The following is a 20,205-nucleotide window of genomic DNA, read 5'->3' on the forward strand; positions in this document are numbered from 1 at the left end:
CCGGCTCAGTCGGACCGCAGGGTCGCGTAGTGGGCGCGGCAGGCCTCGTAGGACGGAAGCAGTCCGGACTGCCGGGCCTCCGCCAGGGTCGGGGCCTGCGCGTCCTTCTCCGACAGCACCGGCTCGATCCCCTCCGGCCAGGCGATGCCCAGCTCCGGGTCCAGCGGATGCACCCCGTGCTCACGCTGCGGCACATAGCCCGTCGAGCACAGGTAGACCACGATCGCGTCGTCGGTCAGCGCCATGAAGGCGTGCCCGAGCCCCTCCGCGAGGAACACCGCGTGCCGCGTCTCGTCGTCCAGGCGTACGGCGTCCCAGCGGCCGAAGTCGGGCGAGCCGACCCGCAGGTCCACCACCACGTCGAGCACGGCACCGCGCACACAGGTGAGGTACTTGGCCTGGCCGGGAGGTGTGTCCGCGAAGTGCACACCACGCAGCACACCCCGGCGGGACACCGACATGTTGGCCTGCGCCAGCCCCAGGTCGTAGCCGGTGGCCTCGCGGAACTCCTCGCCCCGGTACCACTCGTGGAAGCTGCCCCGCTCGTCCGGGAACACCTTGGGCTCCAGCACCCAGGCGCCGGAGATCTCCATCGCTCGCAAGCCCTACCTCCTGCTTTGTGTCGCGGCCCCGCCGAACACCCGCCGGGCCCTTCGCACCAGCCGGCGCAGCAGACTCGGCCGCGCCTTCCGTACCACTTCGACCCCGCCCGCCACGGTCCGCAACCGGACCGGCAGCGCGTGGAAGTACGGCTCGTCCGCCTTGGGCACGAGATTCACCCCGACCCGCCAGGCGCCGTCGCCGAGCGCGTCGACGGGCAGCTCGGCCATCAGCCCGGCGGCGTCACCGGCGGGCGTGAGCGTGCCCGACACCTCGACGGCCGCGTCGCTCGCGGGCGTCGTCAGCCGCAGCACCACATCGGTGGCGCCGGCCACGTACAACGGCAGCCGGGCCCGCAGCTGGGCGCCCGCCGTGGTGACCGTGTCCGGCGCCAGGCCGGCGATCCCCAGCCGCTTGCGGGCCCTGTCGACGTCCAGCGAGAGATTGGCGTGCGGATCGGTCCAGTACGGCAGCACCACACGCCCGGCGACCACACCGGCCGCCGGCAGCGCGCGCCGGTCGCTCGTGGCGGGGCCGAGCCGCCGCTCCTTGGTCCAGCCGCCCAGCTTCACCCGCGCGTCGACGTCCCACAGCCCGGCGTCCGGGGGAGTCCCCTCGACGGCGGTGGCCGGGTCGAGGGTGGCCGTGCCGCGCAGCACCAGCCGCACCCGCGTGCCGTCCCCGACGGGCACCCGCTCACGGGTGAACTCCATGGGCTGGAAGTAGGCGGCGGCACTGGCCCGTTCACGCAGCAGCAGATCGAGCGTGGCCTTGTCGAACCGGCCCGCGGTGTCCGCCGCCACCCACTCGATCGCCTCGGTCACGTCGAGCGGCGGTTCGGCGGGCCGGCCGGCCGGCGGCTCCGCGGGGAACGTCATCGCCTCGCCGTGCAGGGTGTATTCGGCGGTGACGGCGATCCGCAGCGCCCCGTCCCGCCAGGTCACCTGCTCCGGCACGGCCTTGAGGGCGACACCGGCCTCCCACTCGGCGAACGCCACCACGTCGTCGTACCGGTCGGCGGCCGCCAGCGCGGCCACGAACCGCTGCGTCGGCTGGAGTTCGGCCGCGACACCGGGTCCGAAGCGCTCGGTCACCACCTGGTGGATCTGGTCGAAGAGGTCCTTGCGGAAGTCCTCGGGCGCGCCGAGGAGACGCCGGCCGCGCAGCCGCTCCACCATCTCGTTGCGCAGCCAGCGCCGGAACAGCCTGTCGCGCAGCGGGCCGGGCTCGGTGTACCGCTCGACGACGTCGAGTGCCTCGCGCAGGTTCTTGAAGTACCCGGCGGGGTCGAAGCGTTGGAAGCCGGCGTTGGAGGAGTCGTCGCGGCGCACGTGGTAGTAGCAGACGTAGTCGCTGAGCACGGAGACGTTGTCCGCGCGCAGGAACGCCTCCGCGACGAAGACGTGGTCCTCCAGGCGCCGGCGGCCCTCGGGGAAGCGCAGCCCGGTCCGCTCCAGGAACTCCCGGCGGAGCATCTTGTGCGGGGTGAGGCTGTCGATCAGCGGTGCGTTGGAGACCGTGGCGCGGGGGCGGTTGACCCGGAACAGCTCGACCGGGACGCCGCGCCCCTTGCCCGCCATCTTGCCGATCACCACGTCGGCGCCGTTGGCCACGCCGTACTCGTACATCCGCTGGAGGGCCTCGTCGCCGAGGTAGTCGTCGTTGTCGACGAACATCACGAACTCGCCCTTGGCGGCGGCGATCCCGACGTTGCGCGGCTTGCCGGACCACCCGGAGTTCTCCTGGTGGAAGACGTGCACCCGGTCGTGCTCGGCGGCCAGCCTGTCGAGCCGCTCCGGCGTGCCGTCCGTGGAGCCGTCGTCCACGAAGATCACTTCGTACTCGTCGGGCGGCAGTGACTGCCGCAGCAGCGAGTCGACACAGTCGTCGATGTAGCGGCCCGGGTTGTACACCGGGACGATGACGCTGACCTTCACCGGCATGGGTTCGTGGCCCCCTGAGGGTCGTCTGCCGTTGGCGCGGGAGAATTGTGCCCGTTGCCAGATGTTATCCCCACTCCCTGTGTGCGGCTGCCGCGACGGCCCTAATCGTGGATCTTGGCCAGTAGTTCGAGGATCTCGTCCGTCGTGCCTGTCTCGCCCAGCCGCGGGAAGATCCGCGTGACGCTGTTCTCGTGCGCCTGCGGGTTCATGTCGCTCATCGCGTCGGTGGCGAGGGTGACGTGGTAGCCGTGCTCGTGCGCGGCCCGCGCGGTGGACTCCACGCCGATGCTGGTGGCGATGCCGGTCAGCACGATCTGGGTGACACCCCGGCGGCGCAGCTGGACGTCCAGGTCGGTGCCGTGGAAGGCGCCCCAGTTGTGCTTGGTGACGGTGATGTCGCCCGGGTGTCCGGCCAGTTCGGGCACGAGGGTGTCCCAGTCGGCGGGCAGGGCGCCGCCGGGACGCCCGGTCTCGGTCCGGCCGGGCACCACGTCCGCGCCGTCGGCCGCGAAGGAGACCCGGACCAGCGCCACGGGCAGCTCACGGGCGCGGAAGGCGTCGGCGAGCGCGGCCGACCTGGCGACGACGTCGGCGGCGGGGACCGGCTGGACGGGCGCGCCCACGATGCCGCGCTGGAGATCGATCACAACGAGTGCGGTACGGGGGTCGAGGGTGGTGAGAGCCATGGTGCGGCCTTTCGAAAGGGTTTTTGAGGGGGTCTCTTGAGGGGGTGGTGACGGGGGAGCGTGGGCCGGGCCGGAGCTACTGCTCTGTCAGCCGGTTCATGAGGGCCAGTGCCTCCAGGACCGTGGCGCGCTCCGCCTCGGTGCAGCCCTCCTGGAGGGCACGGGCGAGCCACTCGTCGCGGGCCTGCCGGTTGCCCTCGACCCGGTCGCGACCGGCGTCGGTGAGGGTGACCAGCTGCCGGCGGCCGTCGTCGGGGTCGGGCCGGCGCCGGACCAGGCCGTGCTGCTCCAGCGCGGCGAGTGTGGCGGCCATCGACTGCGGGCGGACGCCCTCGGCCGCCGCCAGCGCGCTGGCCGTGGCCGCCCCGAACTTGCCGACCAGGGCGAGCGCGGACTCCTGCGAGGGCGTGAGCCCGTCGTCCTCGGCGACCTCGCGGAGCCGGCGGCCCAGACGGCTGAACACCACCCGCAGCTCGTGTGCGACACGGGCGGCGGAGTCGGAGACGGGCGGTTCGCGGTCCATGACCCCACCGTAGATCGACAGGAGGAACTGTGCAGTCCAGGCTGAACAGTTTTACCTGACCATGCCCCGCGCTTTGGTGGTCCGTTTCCTTCGGCGCCAGGCGGCCGGGCGCCGGGCCGCCCACTGATGTCGCCCGCAGCCCGCAGCCCTAGCCCGCAGTCGCCGCCCGTAGCCCGCAGCCCGCCGCCCGTACCCGCACCCGCCGCTCGTCGTACGCCGATGCCGCCCGCCGTACGCTGAGCCCGTGCGCCTGCTCCTGATGTCCGACACCCACCTCCCCAAGCGCGCCAGGGAGCTGCCGGCCCCGCTGCTCGCCGAGCTGCCGCGCGCCGACGTGGTCGTGCACGCCGGGGACTGGGTCGACGAGGCCACCCTGGATCTGCTGGAGGGCGCCTCCCGCAGGCTCGTCGCCGTGTACGGCAACAACGACGGGCCCGGTCTGCGCGCCCGGCTTCCCGAGGTGGCACACGCCGAGCTGGGCGGGCTCAGCTTCGGCGTGGTGCACGAGACGGGGTCCGCGCAGGGGCGCGAGGCGCGCTGTGCGGCGCGCTTCCCCGACCTCGACGTGCTGGTCTTCGGGCACAGCCACATTCCGTGGGACACCACAACGGCGACGGGGCTGCGGCTGCTGAATCCGGGTTCGCCGACGGACCGGCGCCGGCAGCCGTACTGCACCTACCTGACGGCCCGGGTGGACGACGGCCGTCTCTCGGACGTGGTGCTGCACAGGCTGCCGCCCCGCTAGCCGCTAGCCTCTCGGCGCCGGCGGGAGTCCCGGCCGGTGGATCGCGCCCGCCGTCGCCGTCAGCGGCGTACCGCTGCCGCCCCAGCGCAGGGCGACGATCTCGGCCGCGACGGACACGGCTACCTCCTCGGGCGTCCGGGCCCCAAGGTCCAGGCCGACCGGTGAGCGCAGCCGGGACAGCTCGGCCGGTGTCAGACCGGCCTCGGCCAGCCGCTTGGCCCGATCGTCGTGGGTACGGCGGCTGCCCATCGCGCCGATGTAGGCGGCCGGCCGGCGCAGCGCCTCCTCCAGCAGGGGCACGTCGAACTTCGGGTCGTGCGTCAGCACGCAGATCACGGTCCGCTCGTCGGTGCTGGTGCCGTGCAGATAGCGGTGCGGCCAGTCCACGACGACCTCCACGCCGGGCGGGAAGCGTTTCGCCGTGGCGAAGGCCGGACGGGCGTCGCACACCGTGACCCGGTAGCCGAGGAAGTCACCGATCCGGGCCACCGACGCCGCGTAGTCGATCGCGCCGAAGACCAGCATCCGGGGCGGCGGCGCGAAGGAGTGCAGGAACACCGACACCGCGTCCTCGCGGCGCTCCCCGCGTGGCCCGTAGTGCCGTACGCCCGTGGCCCCCTGGGCGAGTTCGCCGCGCGCGTCGGCGCCGACCGCCGCGTCCAGGCCCTCGGTGCCGAGGGCGCCGGCGACCGTGGCGTCCCACACGGCGAGGGTGGCCCCGCGCGGCGCCGGACCGTTGATCACGGTCGCCACCGTCACCGGGACGCCCTCGGCGACGGACCGCGCGACCTCGCCGAACGCGGGATCGGACGCCGGCGTGACCGGCCGCACCAGGACGGTGATCTCGCCGCCGCAGGTCAGACCGACCGCGAACGCGTCCTCGTCGCTGTACCCGAAGGTCTCCAGCCGGGCCCCGCCGCTCGCCACAACCTCCTGGGCCAGCTCGAACACGGCCCCCTCGACACAGCCGCCGGACACACTGCCGACGACCTCGTCCCCCGGGCCCACCGCCATGGCCGCGCCCGGATCGCGCGGGGCGCTGCGGCTGACGCCGACCACCGTGGCCAGGCCGAACGGCGCTCCGGCCGCGTACCAGCCGCTCAGCGCCGGGAGGATCTCACGCACGGCCGCTCCTCTCCTCGGCGGGCGTCCCGTCTGCACGCCGCGCCGGGCGAACGGGACGTATGCCACCTTATGGCGCTGCCGTGAGAGCGGCGAGCGCCCCCGCGACCACTTGGTTGAGTGTTAATCCATTGCCCGGAATCCACGGCCTCTGCTGCACTGCTCGGGACGGCACACACCCTCGAAGCCAGGAGCCCCGATGCGCGGAACGTTCATGTCCCCCCAGGAAGGAATCGCCCCCTCTTCGAAGGACATGACGCTTCGTGCACCTGCTCAACCTCGGGATCCTCGCCCATGTCGACGCCGGTAAGACCAGCCTGACCGAACGGCTGCTGCACTCCGCCGGAGTGATCGACGAGATCGGCAGCGTCGACGCCGGCAGCACCCGGACGGACACCCTCGCCCTGGAGCGGCAGCGCGGCATCACCATCAAGGCCGCCGTCGTCTCGTTCCCGGTCGGCGACACCACCGTCAACCTCATCGACACCCCCGGCCACCCGGACTTCATCGCCGAGGTCGAACGCGTCCTCGGTGTGCTCGACGGCGCCGTCCTCGTCGTCTCGGCCGTCGAGGGCGTCCAGGCACAGACCCGCGTCCTGATGCGCATCCTGCGCCGCCTGCGCATCCCCACACTGATCTTCGTCAACAAGCTCGACCGCCGAGGAGCGCGCTACGACGAGGTCGTGGCCGCCGTCACCGAGCGGCTGACCGCGTCCGTGATCCCCATGGGCACGGCCACCGGCCTCGGCACCCCGGCCGCCGGCTTCACCCCGGGCCCCGGCCCCGAAACCCCCGGCGCCCCCGGCGCCCTCGACGTGCTCACCCGGCACGACGACGAACTGCTCGCCGCCTACGTCGACGGCACCGCCCACCCCGCCCGGCTGCGCGCCGCGCTCGCCGCCCAGACCCGGCAGGCGCGCGTCCATCCCGTGTACGCGGGGTCCGCCGTCACGGGCGCCGGGGTGGACGCCCTCGTCGACGGCATCACCGAGCTGCTCCCGCCGGCCGCCGGCGACCCGGACGGGCCCGTCTCCGGCACCGTGTTCAAGGTCGAGCGCGGCCCGGCGGGGGAGAAGGTGGCGTACGCGCGGCTCTTCTCGGGCACCCTGCGCACCCGCGACCGGATCCCCTTCGGCGCCGCGGGCCAGGAGGGCAAGGTCACCGCGATCAACGTCTTCGACGGCGGCACGGACGTCCGCGGGGACGCCGTACCGGCGGGCCGTATCGCCCGGCTGTGGGGCCTCGGGGACATCCGGATCGGCGACTCCATCGGCGTCCCGCGCGCCACGCCGGGCCACCACTTCGCCCCGCCCACGCTGGAGACCGTCGTCGTCCCCGGCCCCGGCACCGATCGCGGCGCGCTGCACCTGGCCCTGACCCAGCTCGCCGAGCAGGACCCGCTGATCGGCCTGCGCCACGACGAGATCCGCCGGGAGACCTCCGTGTCGCTCTACGGCGAGGTGCAGAAGGAGGTCGTCCAGGCCACCCTCGCCGCCGACTACGGCCTCGACGTCGGCTTCCGCGAGACGACCCCGCTCTGCGTGGAGCGGCCGGCCGGCTCCGGATCGGCCGTCGAGTTCAACGGCAAGGAGCCCAACCCGTTCCTCGCCACGGTCGGGCTGCGCGTCGACCCGGCGCCGGCCGGCAGCGGTGTCGGCTTCCGCCTGGAGGTCGAGCTGGGCTCGATGCCGTACGCCTTCTTCAAGGCGGTCGAGGACACCGTCCGCGAGACCCTCGGACAGGGGCTGCACGGCTGGCAGGTCACCGACTGCACGGTCACCATGACCCGCTCCGGCTACTCGCCCCGGCAGAGCCACGCCCACCAGGGCTTCGACAAGAGCATGTCGAGCACCGGCCAGGACTTCCGGGGCCTGACCCCGCTCGTCCTCGTCGAGGCGCTGCGCCGGGCGGGCACGCTGGTCCACGAGCCGATGCACCGGTTCCGTGTCGAGGCCCCGGCGGACACCCTGGGCGCGCTGCTGCCGGTCCTCGCCGGACAGCGGGCGGTGCCCGGGACGACCGAGAACCGCGGCCGGCTGTGCGTCCTGGAGGGTGTGGTCCCGGCAGCCCGCGTCCACACGCTGGAGCAGCAACTGCCGGGACTGACCCGGGGCGAGGGCGAATGGGAGAGCTCCTTCGACCACTACGCCCCGGTGCTGCACGGCGCCGTCCCGGAACGCTCCCGCACCGACCACAACCCGCTGAACCGGAAGGAGTATCTGCTCAGCGTGACGCGGAGGGTGGGGAGTTGAGAGCCGGGGGAGGTGGACCGGCTGTCCGTCAGCGCAGGTGGAGGTGGATCAGCCGGGCGCTCCTGTCGTTGTTCGCGTCGGTCGCCAACGCGACGTAGCGTGCGGTGAGTTCGGTGGTGAGCCGGCGTTCGCGGCCGTGCCCGGTGAGCCGCCCGGCGGGCCGGTAGGTGAGGCCGTCGATGCTGTACTCCACGCGGAGGCCGGGTACTTGGCCCCCGGTCCACTCGGTACGGACGTCACGGACGCGGTGCTCGGCGCCGAGGTCCACCACGATGCGGCCGTGTGGTCCCGGTGTCCACGCCGTCGCCGGATCGCCGTCGACGGCGGCGGCGGGATCGGCCATGCCGCGCGGGAGCGGATTGGTCGGGAACACCGCGCGGCCGAGCGCGAGATCGTCCAGGGGATACGCGGTCGCGCCGGGCAGTGTGACGGTGGTGGTGCGGCCGGAACGGACGGCCACCGTCCTGCTCCGGCCCTGCCCGGTGACCTCGATCCGGCAGGACGGACCCGTGAGCCGTACGGTCGTGCCGTTCACGACCTCCGCCCGCAGCCCGGTGGGCAGCCGCTTTCCGGTCCGGGACCGCAGGGTCATCCGAGGCGGCAGCAGCCGTGCCTCCGCCGCGTCGAGACGCGCCTCGTAGGAACTGCCCTCCTGGGTGAACACCTGCCGGCCCTCGAACACGGTCGCGGTGGAACCGGACCGGGGAATGTCGACCGTGGTGGAGACCGGGTCCCCGGACAGGTTGAACAGGCTGAGGTGGCCGTCGGTGAGCGCGGCACGGACCGGGTCCGCCGCGGCACGGGGGACGGGACCGCCGGCCAGGACGCGCAGTTCCTCTGCGGACGTGCCGACGAAGCCCTCGACCACCAGCGGTACGGCCGGACCGTCCGCCAGCACCACGGCGTCGCCGGAGACGGTGATCGGCTGCTCGGAGCCCGTGACGCGCAGCCCGGCCCGGCCGTCGATCTCCAGCCAGTCGCCCCGGCTGGAGAGGTCGGGCGCGGGCCAGGCGGCGAGGTTGTCCCAGGTCCTCCCGTCCGCCGACCCCTGCACGAGATAGGCGCGGCCCGCCGCCGCTTCCCAGCGCAGGGTCACACGGTCGACCTGCTGGGCGGCGCCGAGGTCGACCGCGAGCCAGCTGTCGGCCCGCGGACGGTCGGCCCGTGCCACCGCCCACCGGGTCGTGTCGTCGCCGTCCACGGCCAGCGGGGGCTCCCGGCCCGGGTCGTTGGAGGACGCGGTCGCTGCGCGCCCCCGGGCGAGGTCCGTGCCCTCGGCCCCGTCACGGACCTGGAAGGTGAAGAGCGAGTACCCGTACGTGGGGTCCGGACGGACACCGAGCATGCGCACATGGCGTACTTCCGTGCGCGGGAAGGTCACCACGTCGACGCGGGGACCCGGCACCGGCGGACGGGAGTCCTGGGAGGCTACGGCGGTGGTGCCCTCGGCGTACCGGTAGGTCCGTGACCCCGTCAGGCCCGGCAGCCCCGGCATGGTCAGGTTGTGGAGCTCCAGGCGGCCCTCACGTGCGGCGAGGCCTGTTGTGGCATAGACGACGGACCCTGTTGGCAACGTTGTCAGACCCGCGTAGCCCGACGCCAGCCGAAGCACTGTGGCGCTTCCGTCGAACCCGTCGCGCCGCCGGTCGTACGCGCGCACCCGCCGTTCCGCCACCTCGACCGCCGTGCTCGGCAGGAACATGGGGGTCGCGCCACTGACCTTGAACAGCCAGTCGTCGTGCGCGGGCTGCCACGCGAACTTCACCAGCCCCGGCTTGGTGACGACGCCCGCCCAGGCGGCCGTGGACTGGTGGGACAGCAGCCCGGGACCAACGCCGAAGTCGGTCACCCCCGCGGAGTGGGCGAACAACTCGGCCTGGGACAAGGGCCGGACCACCCGCCCGTGATCCCTCGCCCAGCGGTGCAGGAGATAGCTGATGGCCAGCTCCGCACGTGCCTCGGGCTCGTACTTCGGCTCGCCGGAGAACTTCGCCAGCCGGTACTGCGGCGGATACGCCTGATACGCCTCCAGCCGCTCCGCGAGGGCCGTCTCCGCCCGGGCCGCCGCGCGGTCGCCGCCGACCTGGGCGAGGAACGCGAGGGGGATGACGTCCCGGCCGTAGAGATGCTCGCGGTCGTTGACCATGGGCATCAGCGGCTCGCCGGCGTCGCTCATGACGCTCAGCAGGCTGCGCCACAGGGCGTCGGCATTCGGCTGGTTCGTGAGCACCTCGGGCAGGGGCCGGCCCGCGGTGACGAAGTGGGCGGCGTTGCGGCCCGACGTACGCCACAGCTCTTCCTGGTAGTGCGGCCCGAACGAGCCGTGGTTCTCGACGACGAAGGTGTCGTAGACGTTGTGGGCCGTGTTCTCGGAGACGCGGACGCCGTCCACGACGGCCGGGTTCGCCAGGTCGGCCTGCGGCAGGCCCCCTTCGTTGCGCGACCAGGCGCCGAACGCGCTCGCCCAGTCCGGGTGGCGCGGGTCGTCCGCGGCCCACGCGAGTCCGGGCGCCAGGGCCTGGGCGTAGACGCCCATCTCCTCCAGCTTGGTGTCGCCCTCGTGGCCGCCGAGCCGTCCGTTCGGTGTCCAGCCGCCGGACGCCGGGTCGTTGCCGGTGCCCAACGCGGCCGTGTAGGCGGCCTGTTCGCGGGTGATGGTGTCGACGTGGGCGCGGGTCGTGTCGTCGAGGTCGTCCCACAGCAGCCGGGCGGCGAGCAGGAAGTAGAGCTGGAAGGTGGTGTCGAAGAACAGGGTGCGGCCCCACTCGCTGCCGCCGGTGAGGCGGTTGGTCGCGGCGAAGTGCCGGATCGTGGCGACGGTCCTGGCCCTGAGGGTCTGCGCGTCCACGCCGGCCCGGTCGCTGTCGTAGGTGCCGTGCGTGAGCAGAACGGCGTGACCGAGTACGACTGCGAAGCCGAAGTCCTTGTTGGTGTAGTGACCGCGGGCCGCGTCCCACTGGGTCTCGGACCAGTGGGTGTGGTTCAGCAGGACGCGGTAGTAGGTCTCCGCCACCGGGTCCGGCGTCGCGTGGGCGTGCTCCTGGGCCTGGGTGTGGGCCTGGGCGGGGCCGGCGCCCGCGGTGAGCGGGAGGGCCGCGAGGCCGACGGAGGAGCTGAGGAGTTGGACGAAGTGGCGGCGGTCGATCTGCGATCTCGGGGCCATTCGTGGATGCCTTTCTGGCGGAGACAACGTTGTCAGCCGGAATGGCGGCAATTCTCCGTTCTTGTTTCTCGGGGAGTCAAGGGCTGGGGCGGAGACGGGGGTTGTGGGGGAGGGGGTGGCTGGCACGGGGCACGGGGCACGGGGCACGAGGCGGAGTGTGGCGCGGGGCGGAGTGTGGCGCGGGGCGTCGTGGAGATGCCCGGGGCGGAGTCTGGGATCCGGGGTCTGGGATCCGGGGTCTGGGATCCGGGGTCCGGGGGCCGGGATCAGGGGTCCGGGGTTCGGGGGGCGCTCGCGACGGCCGCAGTGCAGTTGACGGGTGTGACCTGTGGGGATAGAGAGGGAGCTGTACCGGGCGCGAGGTCCGAGCGGCACAGCGAGGAGGCAGGTGTGGGCGACACCGCGGCGGGCGATACGTCCGCAGTCCCCCTCGCCGTCCGGCCGCTGGACACGGACACCTGGCCCGCGTTCGCGCGCTTGGTCGAGGCGAACAACGGTGTGTGGGGCGGCTGCTGGTGCATGGGCTTCCACGTCAGGCTCGGGAAGGGCCGAACTCCCCAGCAGAACCGGGCCGAGAAGGAGCAGCGCGTCCAAGAGGGACGTACGCGTGCCGCGTTGGTGTTCGCGGGGGACGACTGTGTGGGCTGGTGCCAGTTCGGCACGCCGGCGGAGCTGCCGGAGGTGAAGAGCAGACGGAGGTACGAGAAGGAGCTCACGGTGCTGCCGGACTGGCGCGTCACCTGCTTCTTCACGGGGAAGGGGCTGAGAGGGCGCGGCGTCGCCCATGCCGCGCTCGGCGGGGCGCTTGCCGAGATCGCCCGCCTGGGCGGCGGCACGGTCGAGGGGTACCCGGAGGAGACGGACGACCGTCCGTGTCGGGGTCGTTTCTGCACACCGGGCCGATGGCCGTTTTCGAGAACCACGGGTTCGTTCGAACCCGCCCGATCTCGCCCCATCGCTGGGTGGTCACGCTGACGGTTCCGCCGGCCTGATCGGCCCTACGGCCACCCACCCGTCGTCCGGCGTCCAAACCCCCCCGCCCCCCACCTCACGCAAGCGCCTGTCCGGCATACAGCGCCCCAAGTGCCCCAGCCAGGGTGCCCAGGAGGAGGCGAAGGGCGGTTTCGGGCAGGTGGGGCTGGAGGCGGGCGCCGGCGTAGCCGCCGAGCAGGCCGCCGAGGCCGCAGGCCAGGCCCAGCCACCAGTCGGGGGCGACGGGGCCCGAGCCGGCCGTGGCCAGCACCGCGTACGCGCCGGCCCCCGCGACCGACGTGGTGAAGGTCGCCGCGAGGGTGGCCGGCGCGAGGCGGGCCATGGGCATGCCGCGTGCGGCCAGGACGGGCCCGAGCAGGGAGCCCCCGCCGATGCCGTAGATCCCGCCGACGAGGCCCACCGTCAGGGCCAGGGCGGCGAGGACCGGCGGCGACGGCTCGGCGGCGTCGGGGCGCGGCCGGTGGCGAGCCGGGCGCAGGGTGCGCAGGCACAGCCAGCCGCCGAGCGGCAGCAGAAGCGCGGCGACCAGGACGCGGAAGACCTCCGGGCCGGGGAGGGCGAAGACGCGCACGGCGGCGCCCGCGACGACGCCGGGCAGTGTCCAGACGACCAGGCGCCGGGCCAGACCGCCGCGCAGCGCGCCGTCGCGGCGGTAGCGCCAGAGGGCGCCGGGTCCGGCCACCACGTTGAACAGCAGGTTCGTCGGTGTGACCGCGGGACTCGGCACGCCGAGCACGCTCAGCTGCACCGGCAGCAGGAAGACCGCCCCGGACACGCCGACCGGCGCGGTCACCGTCGAGATCAGCAGGCCGGCCGCGAACCCTGCCCAGATCGTCCACTCCATCGCACGCCCCGCCGTTCCTCGATCGCCGGGTCAGTATCGGCGGAGGGGGCCGCGAGGCCGCGGACGGGCAACGAGATGTTCACGATCGGCGCAGACTCCACGGGCCCGCCCAGCGGTGTCAAGAAGCTTTGCGCGATTGCACTCCTTCGGATTGCCGCTGTCCCGGTGAACGGAACCCTGCTCGACAACCCCGGCCGCCGCACGCGAAGTTGGTCAACGGTCTCACCAACACACGGGGAATCGGGGAGACGTGTCCACGAACCACACTGCTGTCCCCCACACGACCACCGGCACAGCGGCCACCGGCGCCTCGACCAGCGCCGGGACCGGTGCCACGACCACGACCGACGACCGCGACGAGCTGTCGCCGTCGCCGGCGGAGCAGGACGTTCCGTCGCTGTCCCTGCCGACGGCGGGCGGCGCCCTGCGCGGGATGGGGGAGAAGTTCTCCACCAACCCGGTGACCGGGACGGCCACCGTCTCCGTGCCGATCGCGGTCGCACCGGCCCGCGGCGCGGAGCCGGCCCTGACGCTGAGCTACGACTCGGGCGCGGGCAACTCGCCCTTCGGGCTGGGCTGGTCGACGGACGTGCCGTCCGTGGTGCGCGCCACCGACAAGGGGCTGCCGCGCTATCTCGACACGGACGTCTTCCAGCTCTCCGGCGCGGAGGACCTGGTTCCGGCCGTGGTACCGGCGCCTCGCACCGACGGCGTGTACGACATCACCGCCTACCGGCCGCGCACCGAGGGCCCGTTCGTACGGATCGAGCAGTGGCGGCGTCGCGAGACCGGTGACCTGCACTGGCGTGTGACCTCGGCGGCCAACGTCACCAGCGTCTACGGCCGGGATCCCGAGGCCCGCGTCGCCGACCCCGCCGACCCGGTGGGGCGGGTGTTCCGCTGGCTGCTCGAGGAGACGGCCGACGACCGCGGCAACATCACCCGGTACGAGTACAAGGGCGAGGACCGGGCCGGCGTGGACACCTCGGCGCCCGAGGAGCGCAACCGGAGGGATGTCGCCGGCCGGTACCTGAAGCGGATCCGGTACGGAAACGTCGAGCCCGGTGTCGCCGCCGACTTCTGCTTCGAGGTCGTCTTCGACTACGGCGAGCACCACGAGGACGTGCCCACTCCGGACGAGGTCCGCCCGTGGCCCGTACGCGAGGACCCGTTCTCCACCGGCCGGTCCGGATTCGAGGTGCGCACCCACCGGCTGTGCCGCCGGGTGCTGATGTTCCACCGGATCCCCGAACTCGGGCCCCGGCCGCAGCTGGTGACCGCGCTGCTGCTCGGCCACGACGAGAACCCCGCCGCCACCCGGCTGGTGCGCGCCACCCACCGCGGCTACCTGCCCGCGCAACAGGGCTACACCCACGCCGACCTGCCCGCCCTCACCTTCGGCTACACCGAACGGACCGTCTCCGGCACGGTCGCCACCCTCACCTCCGAGGACGGCGGCCTCCGCCTCGACGGGCCCTACCGGTTCACCGACCTCGACGGCGAGGGGATCGCCGGCATCCTCGCCGAGCAGGGCGGCGCCTGGTACTACCGGCGCAACCTCGGCGCGGGCAGCTTCGGACCGCAGCGTGCCGTCGACCCGCTGCCGGCCGGCGCCGCGGGACGGCAGTTGCTCGATCTGGACGGCGACGGACGACCCGCCGTCGCCGACCTCGGCGGCACCCACCCCGGCTACCACGAGCGCACCGAGGACCGCGGCTGGGCCGGCTTCGCGACCTTCGGCCGGCTGCCGTCCCTGGACTGGGCCGACCCCAACCTGCGGTTCGTCGACCTCACCGGCGACGGCCTCTCCGACGTCCTGCTCACCGCCGAGGACGGCCTGACCTGGTACCCGTCGGCCGGCCCGGACGGCTTCGGGGACAGTACGACGGTGCCCGCCGCCCGCGGTGAGGAGCGCGGCCCACGGCTGCTGTTCGCGGACGCCGAACAGAGCGTGCACCTCGCCGACATGACCGGCGACGGCCTGACCGACCTGGTGCGGATCGGCAACGGCGAGATCGCGTACTGGCCGAGTCTGGGGTACGGCCGGTTCGGCCCCAAGGTCGTGATGTCCGGCGCCCCCGTCTTCGACCACCCGGACCGCTTCGACCGGCGGCGGATCCGGCTCGCCGACATCGACGGCAGCGCCCCCACCGACATCCTCTACCTCGGCCCGGACGGTGTGCGGCTCTGGTTCAACCAGGCCGGCAACTCCTTCAGTGCCCCCGAGCACCTGGACGCCGTACGCCACACCGGCACCACCGCCTCGACCTCCGTGGCCGACGTGCTGGGCCGCGGCACGGCCTGTCTGGTCGTCGCCGAACCCCGCCCCGACGGCGAGCCACAGGTGCGGTACGTCGACCTGATGGCCGCCGGCAAACCGCATCTGCTGAACCGCACCGAGAGCGGCACGGGCACCGTCACCACGGTCGGCTACGCCTCCTCCACCGACCACTACCTCGCCGACGAGGCGGCCGGCGACCCCTGGCTGACCCGGCTGCCGTTTCCCGTGCAGGTGGTCGCCTCGACCGTCACCCACGACAGCGTCGCCGACACCACCCTGCACGCCGGCTACCGCTACCGGCACGGCTACTTCGACGGCGTCGAGCGCGAGTTCCGCGGCTTCGGGTACGTCGAGCAGCGCGACGCCCTCACCACCGCCACCGGCGAACTCCACCAGCCGCCGGCCGTGCTGAAACGCTGGCAGCACACCGGCTGGTGCCCGAGCCGGGACCGGCTGGGCACTCCGTACGCCCACGAGTACGGTGGTCCGCTGCTCCCCGGCACCCAGCTGCCCGCCGGCCTCACCCCGGCGGAGGAGCACGACGTGGTCCGCGCCCTGCGCGGGCAGCCGCTGCGCACCGAGACCTGTGCGCAGGACGGCACACCGCAGGAGCATCTGCCGTACCAGGTCGTGGAGTCGAGCCATGTGCCGCGCGTCGTACAGCCCAGGGGGACGGGCCGGCACGCGGTGGTGTCCGTCCACAGCGGCGAGACGCTGACCGTGGCCACCGAGCGTCAGGCCGACGACCCGCGCTCCGTCCATCAGATCACCCTGGACGTCGACGCATGGGGCAATGTGCTGCGTACCGCGCGGATCGCCTACCCGCGGAAGTCGCCCGCCGACCCCGAGCAGGGACGGCTGCGGCTGTCCGTCACCGAACACGTGGTCACCAACGTCACCCAGGTGACGGACCGTTGGCGCATCGGCGTCCCGGTCGAGACACGCGAGTACGAGATCGGCGGACTGGCCCCGGTCATCCCGGGTGAGCTGTTCACTCCCGACGGTCTCCGCACCGGCCTCACCTCGGCCGCACAGCACAACGTGCCCTATCACGAGGAGCTGTCCGGCCAGGAGCCACAGCGCCGGCTTGTCGCCCGCACCCTCACCACGTACACCTCCGACGACCTGGGCGACGAACTCCCGCTGTCCGAGGTCGGGTTGCGCGCCCTGCCCTGGTGCAGCTACCGGCTCGCCCTCGCGCCGGGGCAGGTCACCGCGCTCTACGGCGACCGGGTCTCCGAGGCGGCACTGCGCGAGGCCGGGTATGTGCAGCGCCCGGACGGGCCCGGCTGGTGGGCGCCGTCGGGTCGGCAGGTGCCGGACCCGGGGGAGTTCTACCTGCCGACGCTGTACGTCGACGCGTTCGGCGCCGAGTGGGAGACCGAGTACGACGGCCACCACCTGATGCCGGTCCGGGTGTACGACCCGCTGCGCAACAGGGCCGAGGCCCGCCCGCACTACCGGGTACTGCGCCCGTGGCTGCTCACCGACCCCAACGGCAACCGGAACGGCGTGCGGTTCGACGCGCTCGGCATGGTCGTCGCCACCGCCGTGATGGGCAAGGAGGGCGGCGCCGACGGCGACGTACTCGACACGGACACGGCGGAGGCCGCCGACGGCGACGACCCGACCACCACGCTCACCTACGACCTGCACCAGGTGCCCGTGCGCTTCCTCACCTCCGCCCGCGAGCGGCACCGCGACCCCGGCTCACCGTGGCAGGAGAACTGGACGTACCTGGACGGGAGCGGCCGAGTCGTCCTGCTGAAGATCCGGGCCGAGCCGGCCCGGGGAGAGAGCGGGCAGCGCTGGGTCGGCACCGGGCGTACGGTCCACGACAACAAGGGCAACCCCGTCCGGCAGTACGAGCCCTACTTCGCGCCGGACAGCGGCTTCGACACCGAGGACGAACTGGTCCGGCGCGGTGTCACGGCCGTACTGCGCTACGACCCGCTGAGCCGGCTGACCCGCACCGACTTCCCGGACGGCACCCGCTCCGAGGTGCGGTTCAACGCCTGGGAGAAGCGCGACCGCGACCGCAACGACACGGTGCGGGACAGCCGTTGGTACGCCGAGCGGGCCCGGCTGCCCGACAGCGACCCGCAGGGGCTGGCCGCGCGGCAGACGCTGGCCCACGCCGACACGGACACCGTGACCCGCTACGACACCCTCGGCCGCCCGCACCTCACCGAGCAGAACAACGGGCCGGGGCAGTACCTCACCACCGAGGTGCGGCGGGACATCCAGGGGCGTGAGCGCGCGATCGTCGACGCCCGCCGGATCACCGTCCTCACCCAGGACTTCGACATGCTGGGCCACGCGGCGCACACGTCGAGCCCCGACGCGGGGGAGCGCTGGAGCCTCACCGACGTGACCGGCAGACCGGTACGCGGCTGGGACGGACGGGGCAGCGAACTGTGGTGGGGCTACGACGCGTTGCGGCGCCCCGCGTACTCCAGCGCCGTGGCACCCGGCGCGGGGGCCGAGCGGCTGCGGGTGCGCTACTACTACGGCGAGTCACTGGCCGACGGCAGGGCGCGCAACCTGCTCACCCGCCCCTGCCTGGTGTTCGACGGGGCCGGTGTGACCCGCACCGCCGCCGTCGACTTCAAGGGCAACACGCTGGCCGAGGAACGCCGGCTGCCGGCCGATCCGACCACCGAGCCCGACTGGACCCGGCTCGCGGACGTCACCGACGCGGCGGCGGCCCTGACGCTGGCGGCGCCGCTGCTGGAGACCACCGCCCACCGGGTCGAGACCGCGTACGACGCCCTGGACCGGCCCACCCTGATCACCGGCCCGGACGGCAGCCGCACGGAGGCCGGTTACAGCGTGGCCGGCCTGCTGGAGCGGGTGAACATCGCCGTGCGGGGCGCCGACACCTGGACCGCGATCGTGCGGGACACCGACCACAACGAGCGCGGCGAGCGGACGAGGGTCGAGCTGGGCTGCCGGGCGGTCACGGCCTACGCCTACGAACCGGACACCTTCCGGCTCGCCACCGCGCACACCACGGCGGCCGACGGCACGGCCTGGCAGCGGCTCGCCTACGCCTACGACCCCGTGGGCAACGTGATCGTCGTCGACGACCCCTCCCACCCCACGGTGTTCTTCCGGAACACGGCGGTCGGCGCCCGCCGCGCACACGTCTACGACCCCGTGTACCGGCTGGTGTCGGCGAGCGGGCGCGAGCACATCGGGCAGACCACCCCACCCGGCCCGGCCGACGCGCCGTTCGCGCCCCTGCCGCACGCGAACGACAGCACGGCCCTGCGGCCCTACACCCAGACGTACTCGTACGACGAGGCCGGGAACATCCGCACGGTCGCACACAGCGCGGGCACCGGCAGCTGGACCCGCCGCCACGACACCGCGCCACACAGCAACCGACTCCTGGGCAGCAGCCTGCCCGGCGACCCGGAGGGCACGTACAGCGCGCGCTACGCGCACGACGCCAACGGCAACATCACCGCGATGCCCCATCTGACCGCGCTGGACCGGGACGTGGAGAACCGGCTCACCCACGTGGACCTCGGGGGCGGCGGCGACGCGTACTACCAGTACGACCACACGGGCCGCCGGGTGCGCGCCACGGTCCGGCGCGGCGGCACGACGGAGACACGGACGTACCTCGGCACGAGCGAGCGCCACCAACGGGCCGTGGGCGGACGGACGGTGGAGGAGCGCGAGACCCTCCACGTGTCCGACGGCACCCGGCGGGTGGCGCTGGTCGAGACGGTCACGATCCGCGACGGCCGTCCGGTCCCGGCGCCCGACCCCGTCGTCCGGTACCAGCTCACCGACCACCTCGGCAGCTCGGCCCTGGAGGTGGACCAGGACGGCGTGGTGCTGTCGTACGAGGAGTACCACCCGTACGGCACGACGTCCTTCCACGCGGAGACGGGCGCGGTCAGCCGCAAGCGGTACCGCTTCACGGGGAAGGAGCGCGACGAGGAGACGGGGTTCACCTACCACGGGGCCCGCTACTACGTGCCCTGGCTGGGCAGATGGAACAACCCGGACCCGGCGGGGCTGGCGGACGGCACGAACGTGTACGTGTACGCCCGCAACCGGCCCGTGGTGCTCGTCGATCCCAGCGGCCTGGAGGGAGACACCCCGGACCGGGCGAGAAAGACCGAACGCCAGGAGATCGCCGACTCGGCCCGGGCGCTGCTGAAGGCCCGCGACGACGGCGTGGCGGACCTCGGCGACACCGTCGTCAAGGGCGAACGGGTCGTCGACAGCGTCATCACAAAACAGCTGAACGCGATCGTCAACGCGCCCGAGGGTTCCGCCCTGCCCGACTACATGAACATCGGCCTCGCCCGGATCGTCCAGCGCATGCTCGGCAAGGCGTACGCCCGGCGGAACAAGGTCAAGGGGCCGGACTTCATCCTGATCAGCCTGGCCAGACCCGGCGACTCGGCAGGCCCGCACCGCACCGGCGGCGGCCTGGACATCCGCAGATACGCGGGCAAGGAGGTCGATCCGAAGACCGGCCGGGAGACAGTCGGCACGGACCAACTCGGCGCCGTGGAGCAGTTCTACGCCGACATGATCGGTAACGCGCGGGCCGGCGAGCAGTCCGTCGACGCCGAGTTCCAGATCGGAGTGCCCAGGAATCCGCGCACCGAGGGCCTGGGCGCCATCCAGGACTACCACAAGGACAGCACCAAGGGCATGTACACCACCGAGCCGCTCGCCGAGCCCCAGGAGTACTACACCGGCGAGAAGGTCCTCAACGACAAGGGCAGGCCCACCGGGGCCACCAAACCCCTGCTGGCCCTCCGCAGACCGATCCTGAAGGACGGCTTCGCGGGCCCCGACGTCTTCTTCCCGAGAGACAGCGAGCCCAACAGGTCGCCGGGCGGCGGAACCGTCGAGGCGGCGATCGCCCTGCTGCGCCCGGAGGCCAAGCAACGCCTCGGCGCGCTCCGGAACGCGGACACACACAAGATCCTCAAGGGCCTCATGCCGGATGCCCCCGACCACTTCCACGTGGGCAGCCCCCGCTAGACGCCTTCGGCGGGCCCCGCGCAACAGACCTGTGAGA

Annotated in this window: 11 protein-coding genes; 4 read left to right on the forward strand and 7 right to left on the reverse strand. The window is 73.1% G+C overall.

The genetic code is table 11. The features are described 5' to 3' along the window. Nucleotides 1-5: 5 nt before the first annotated feature. The 4 genes from rfbC to ACIQAC_RS17505 form a co-directional block, all read right to left on the reverse strand. A complete protein-coding gene (gene rfbC / locus ACIQAC_RS17490; RefSeq protein WP_402191848.1) occupies nt 6-602 on the reverse strand; it encodes a dTDP-4-dehydrorhamnose 3,5-epimerase in 597 nt (198 codons plus the stop codon). 3 nt (nt 603-605) lie between these two features. After that, on the reverse strand, nt 606-2,543 hold the full coding sequence (locus ACIQAC_RS17495) for a glycosyltransferase family 2 protein (protein ID WP_402191849.1): 1,938 nt from the start codon (nt 2,541-2,543) through the stop codon (nt 606-608). A 101-nt stretch (nt 2,544-2,644) separates the two neighbouring features. Further along, complete coding sequence (locus ACIQAC_RS17500; protein ID WP_402191850.1) at nt 2,645-3,229, reverse strand: hydrolase; 585 nt, start codon at nt 3,227-3,229, stop codon at nt 2,645-2,647. A gap of 76 nt (nt 3,230-3,305) precedes the next feature. Then, entirely contained in the window at nt 3,306-3,752 is a 447-nt protein-coding gene (locus ACIQAC_RS17505) for a MarR family winged helix-turn-helix transcriptional regulator (protein WP_402191852.1), read from the reverse strand. 244 nt (nt 3,753-3,996) lie between these two features. Between ACIQAC_RS17505 and ACIQAC_RS17510 the strand changes: the two genes are divergently transcribed. Beyond that, nucleotides 3,997-4,497, forward strand: a complete 501-nt coding sequence (locus ACIQAC_RS17510) for a metallophosphoesterase family protein (protein ID WP_402191854.1) — start codon at nt 3,997-3,999, stop codon at nt 4,495-4,497. A 3-nt stretch (nt 4,498-4,500) separates the two neighbouring features. Here the strand turns inward: ACIQAC_RS17510 and ACIQAC_RS17515 are convergent, their stop codons facing one another. Then, nucleotides 4,501-5,622, reverse strand: a complete 1,122-nt coding sequence (locus ACIQAC_RS17515) for an XdhC family protein (RefSeq protein WP_402191855.1) — start codon at nt 5,620-5,622, stop codon at nt 4,501-4,503. Nucleotides 5,623-5,882: 260 nt separating this feature from the next. On the opposite strand from ACIQAC_RS17515, the gene ACIQAC_RS17520 reads away from it, so the two are divergent. After that, entirely contained in the window at nt 5,883-7,871 is a 1,989-nt protein-coding gene (locus tag ACIQAC_RS17520; RefSeq protein ID WP_402191857.1) for a GTP-binding protein, read from the forward strand. Between the two features lie 28 nt (nt 7,872-7,899). Here ACIQAC_RS17520 and ACIQAC_RS17525 read toward each other — a convergent pair whose 3' ends face one another. Continuing rightward, nucleotides 7,900-11,034, reverse strand: a complete 3,135-nt coding sequence (locus tag ACIQAC_RS17525; RefSeq protein WP_402191859.1) for a discoidin domain-containing protein — start codon at nt 11,032-11,034, stop codon at nt 7,900-7,902. A gap of 390 nt (nt 11,035-11,424) precedes the next feature. Here ACIQAC_RS17525 and ACIQAC_RS17530 point away from each other — a divergent pair, with 390 nt between their 5' ends. Continuing rightward, nucleotides 11,425-12,009 (forward strand): GNAT family N-acetyltransferase, encoded by a 585-nt coding sequence (locus ACIQAC_RS17530; RefSeq protein ID WP_402191861.1) that lies wholly within the window; start codon nt 11,425-11,427, stop codon nt 12,007-12,009. 73 nt (nt 12,010-12,082) lie between these two features. Here the strand turns inward: ACIQAC_RS17530 and ACIQAC_RS17535 are convergent, their stop codons facing one another. Beyond that, nucleotides 12,083-12,871: a sulfite exporter TauE/SafE family protein gene (locus ACIQAC_RS17535; RefSeq protein WP_402191862.1), complete on the reverse strand. Its 789-nt coding sequence runs from the start codon at nt 12,869-12,871 to the stop codon at nt 12,083-12,085. Nucleotides 12,872-13,121: 250 nt separating this feature from the next. Here ACIQAC_RS17535 and ACIQAC_RS17540 point away from each other — a divergent pair, with 250 nt between their 5' ends. After that, nucleotides 13,122-20,168 (forward strand): SpvB/TcaC N-terminal domain-containing protein, encoded by a 7,047-nt coding sequence (locus ACIQAC_RS17540; protein WP_402191865.1) that lies wholly within the window; start codon nt 13,122-13,124, stop codon nt 20,166-20,168. The last annotated feature ends 37 nt before the right edge of the window (nt 20,169-20,205 follow it).

It is taken from the genome of Streptomyces sp. NPDC088387, from assembly GCF_044753385.1.
Lineage (GTDB): Bacteria > Actinomycetota > Actinomycetes > Streptomycetales > Streptomycetaceae > Streptomyces.

What these genes read in the sequence shown, in the direction of transcription:
- ACIQAC_RS17495 (WP_402191849.1), bottom strand. Translation starts at nt 2,543, where the DNA reads ATGCCGGTGAAGGTCAGCGTCATCGTCCCGGTGTACAACCCGGGCCGC.
- ACIQAC_RS17500 (WP_402191850.1), bottom strand. Translation starts at nt 3,229, where the DNA reads ATGGCTCTCACCACCCTCGACCCCCGTACCGCACTCGTTGTGATCGAT.
- ACIQAC_RS17505 (WP_402191852.1), bottom strand. Translation starts at nt 3,752, where the DNA reads ATGGACCGCGAACCGCCCGTCTCCGACTCCGCCGCCCGTGTCGCACAC.
- ACIQAC_RS17525 (WP_402191859.1), bottom strand. Translation starts at nt 11,034, where the DNA reads ATGGCCCCGAGATCGCAGATCGACCGCCGCCACTTCGTCCAACTCCTC.
- ACIQAC_RS17535 (WP_402191862.1), bottom strand. Translation starts at nt 12,871, where the DNA reads ATGGAGTGGACGATCTGGGCAGGGTTCGCGGCCGGCCTGCTGATCTCG.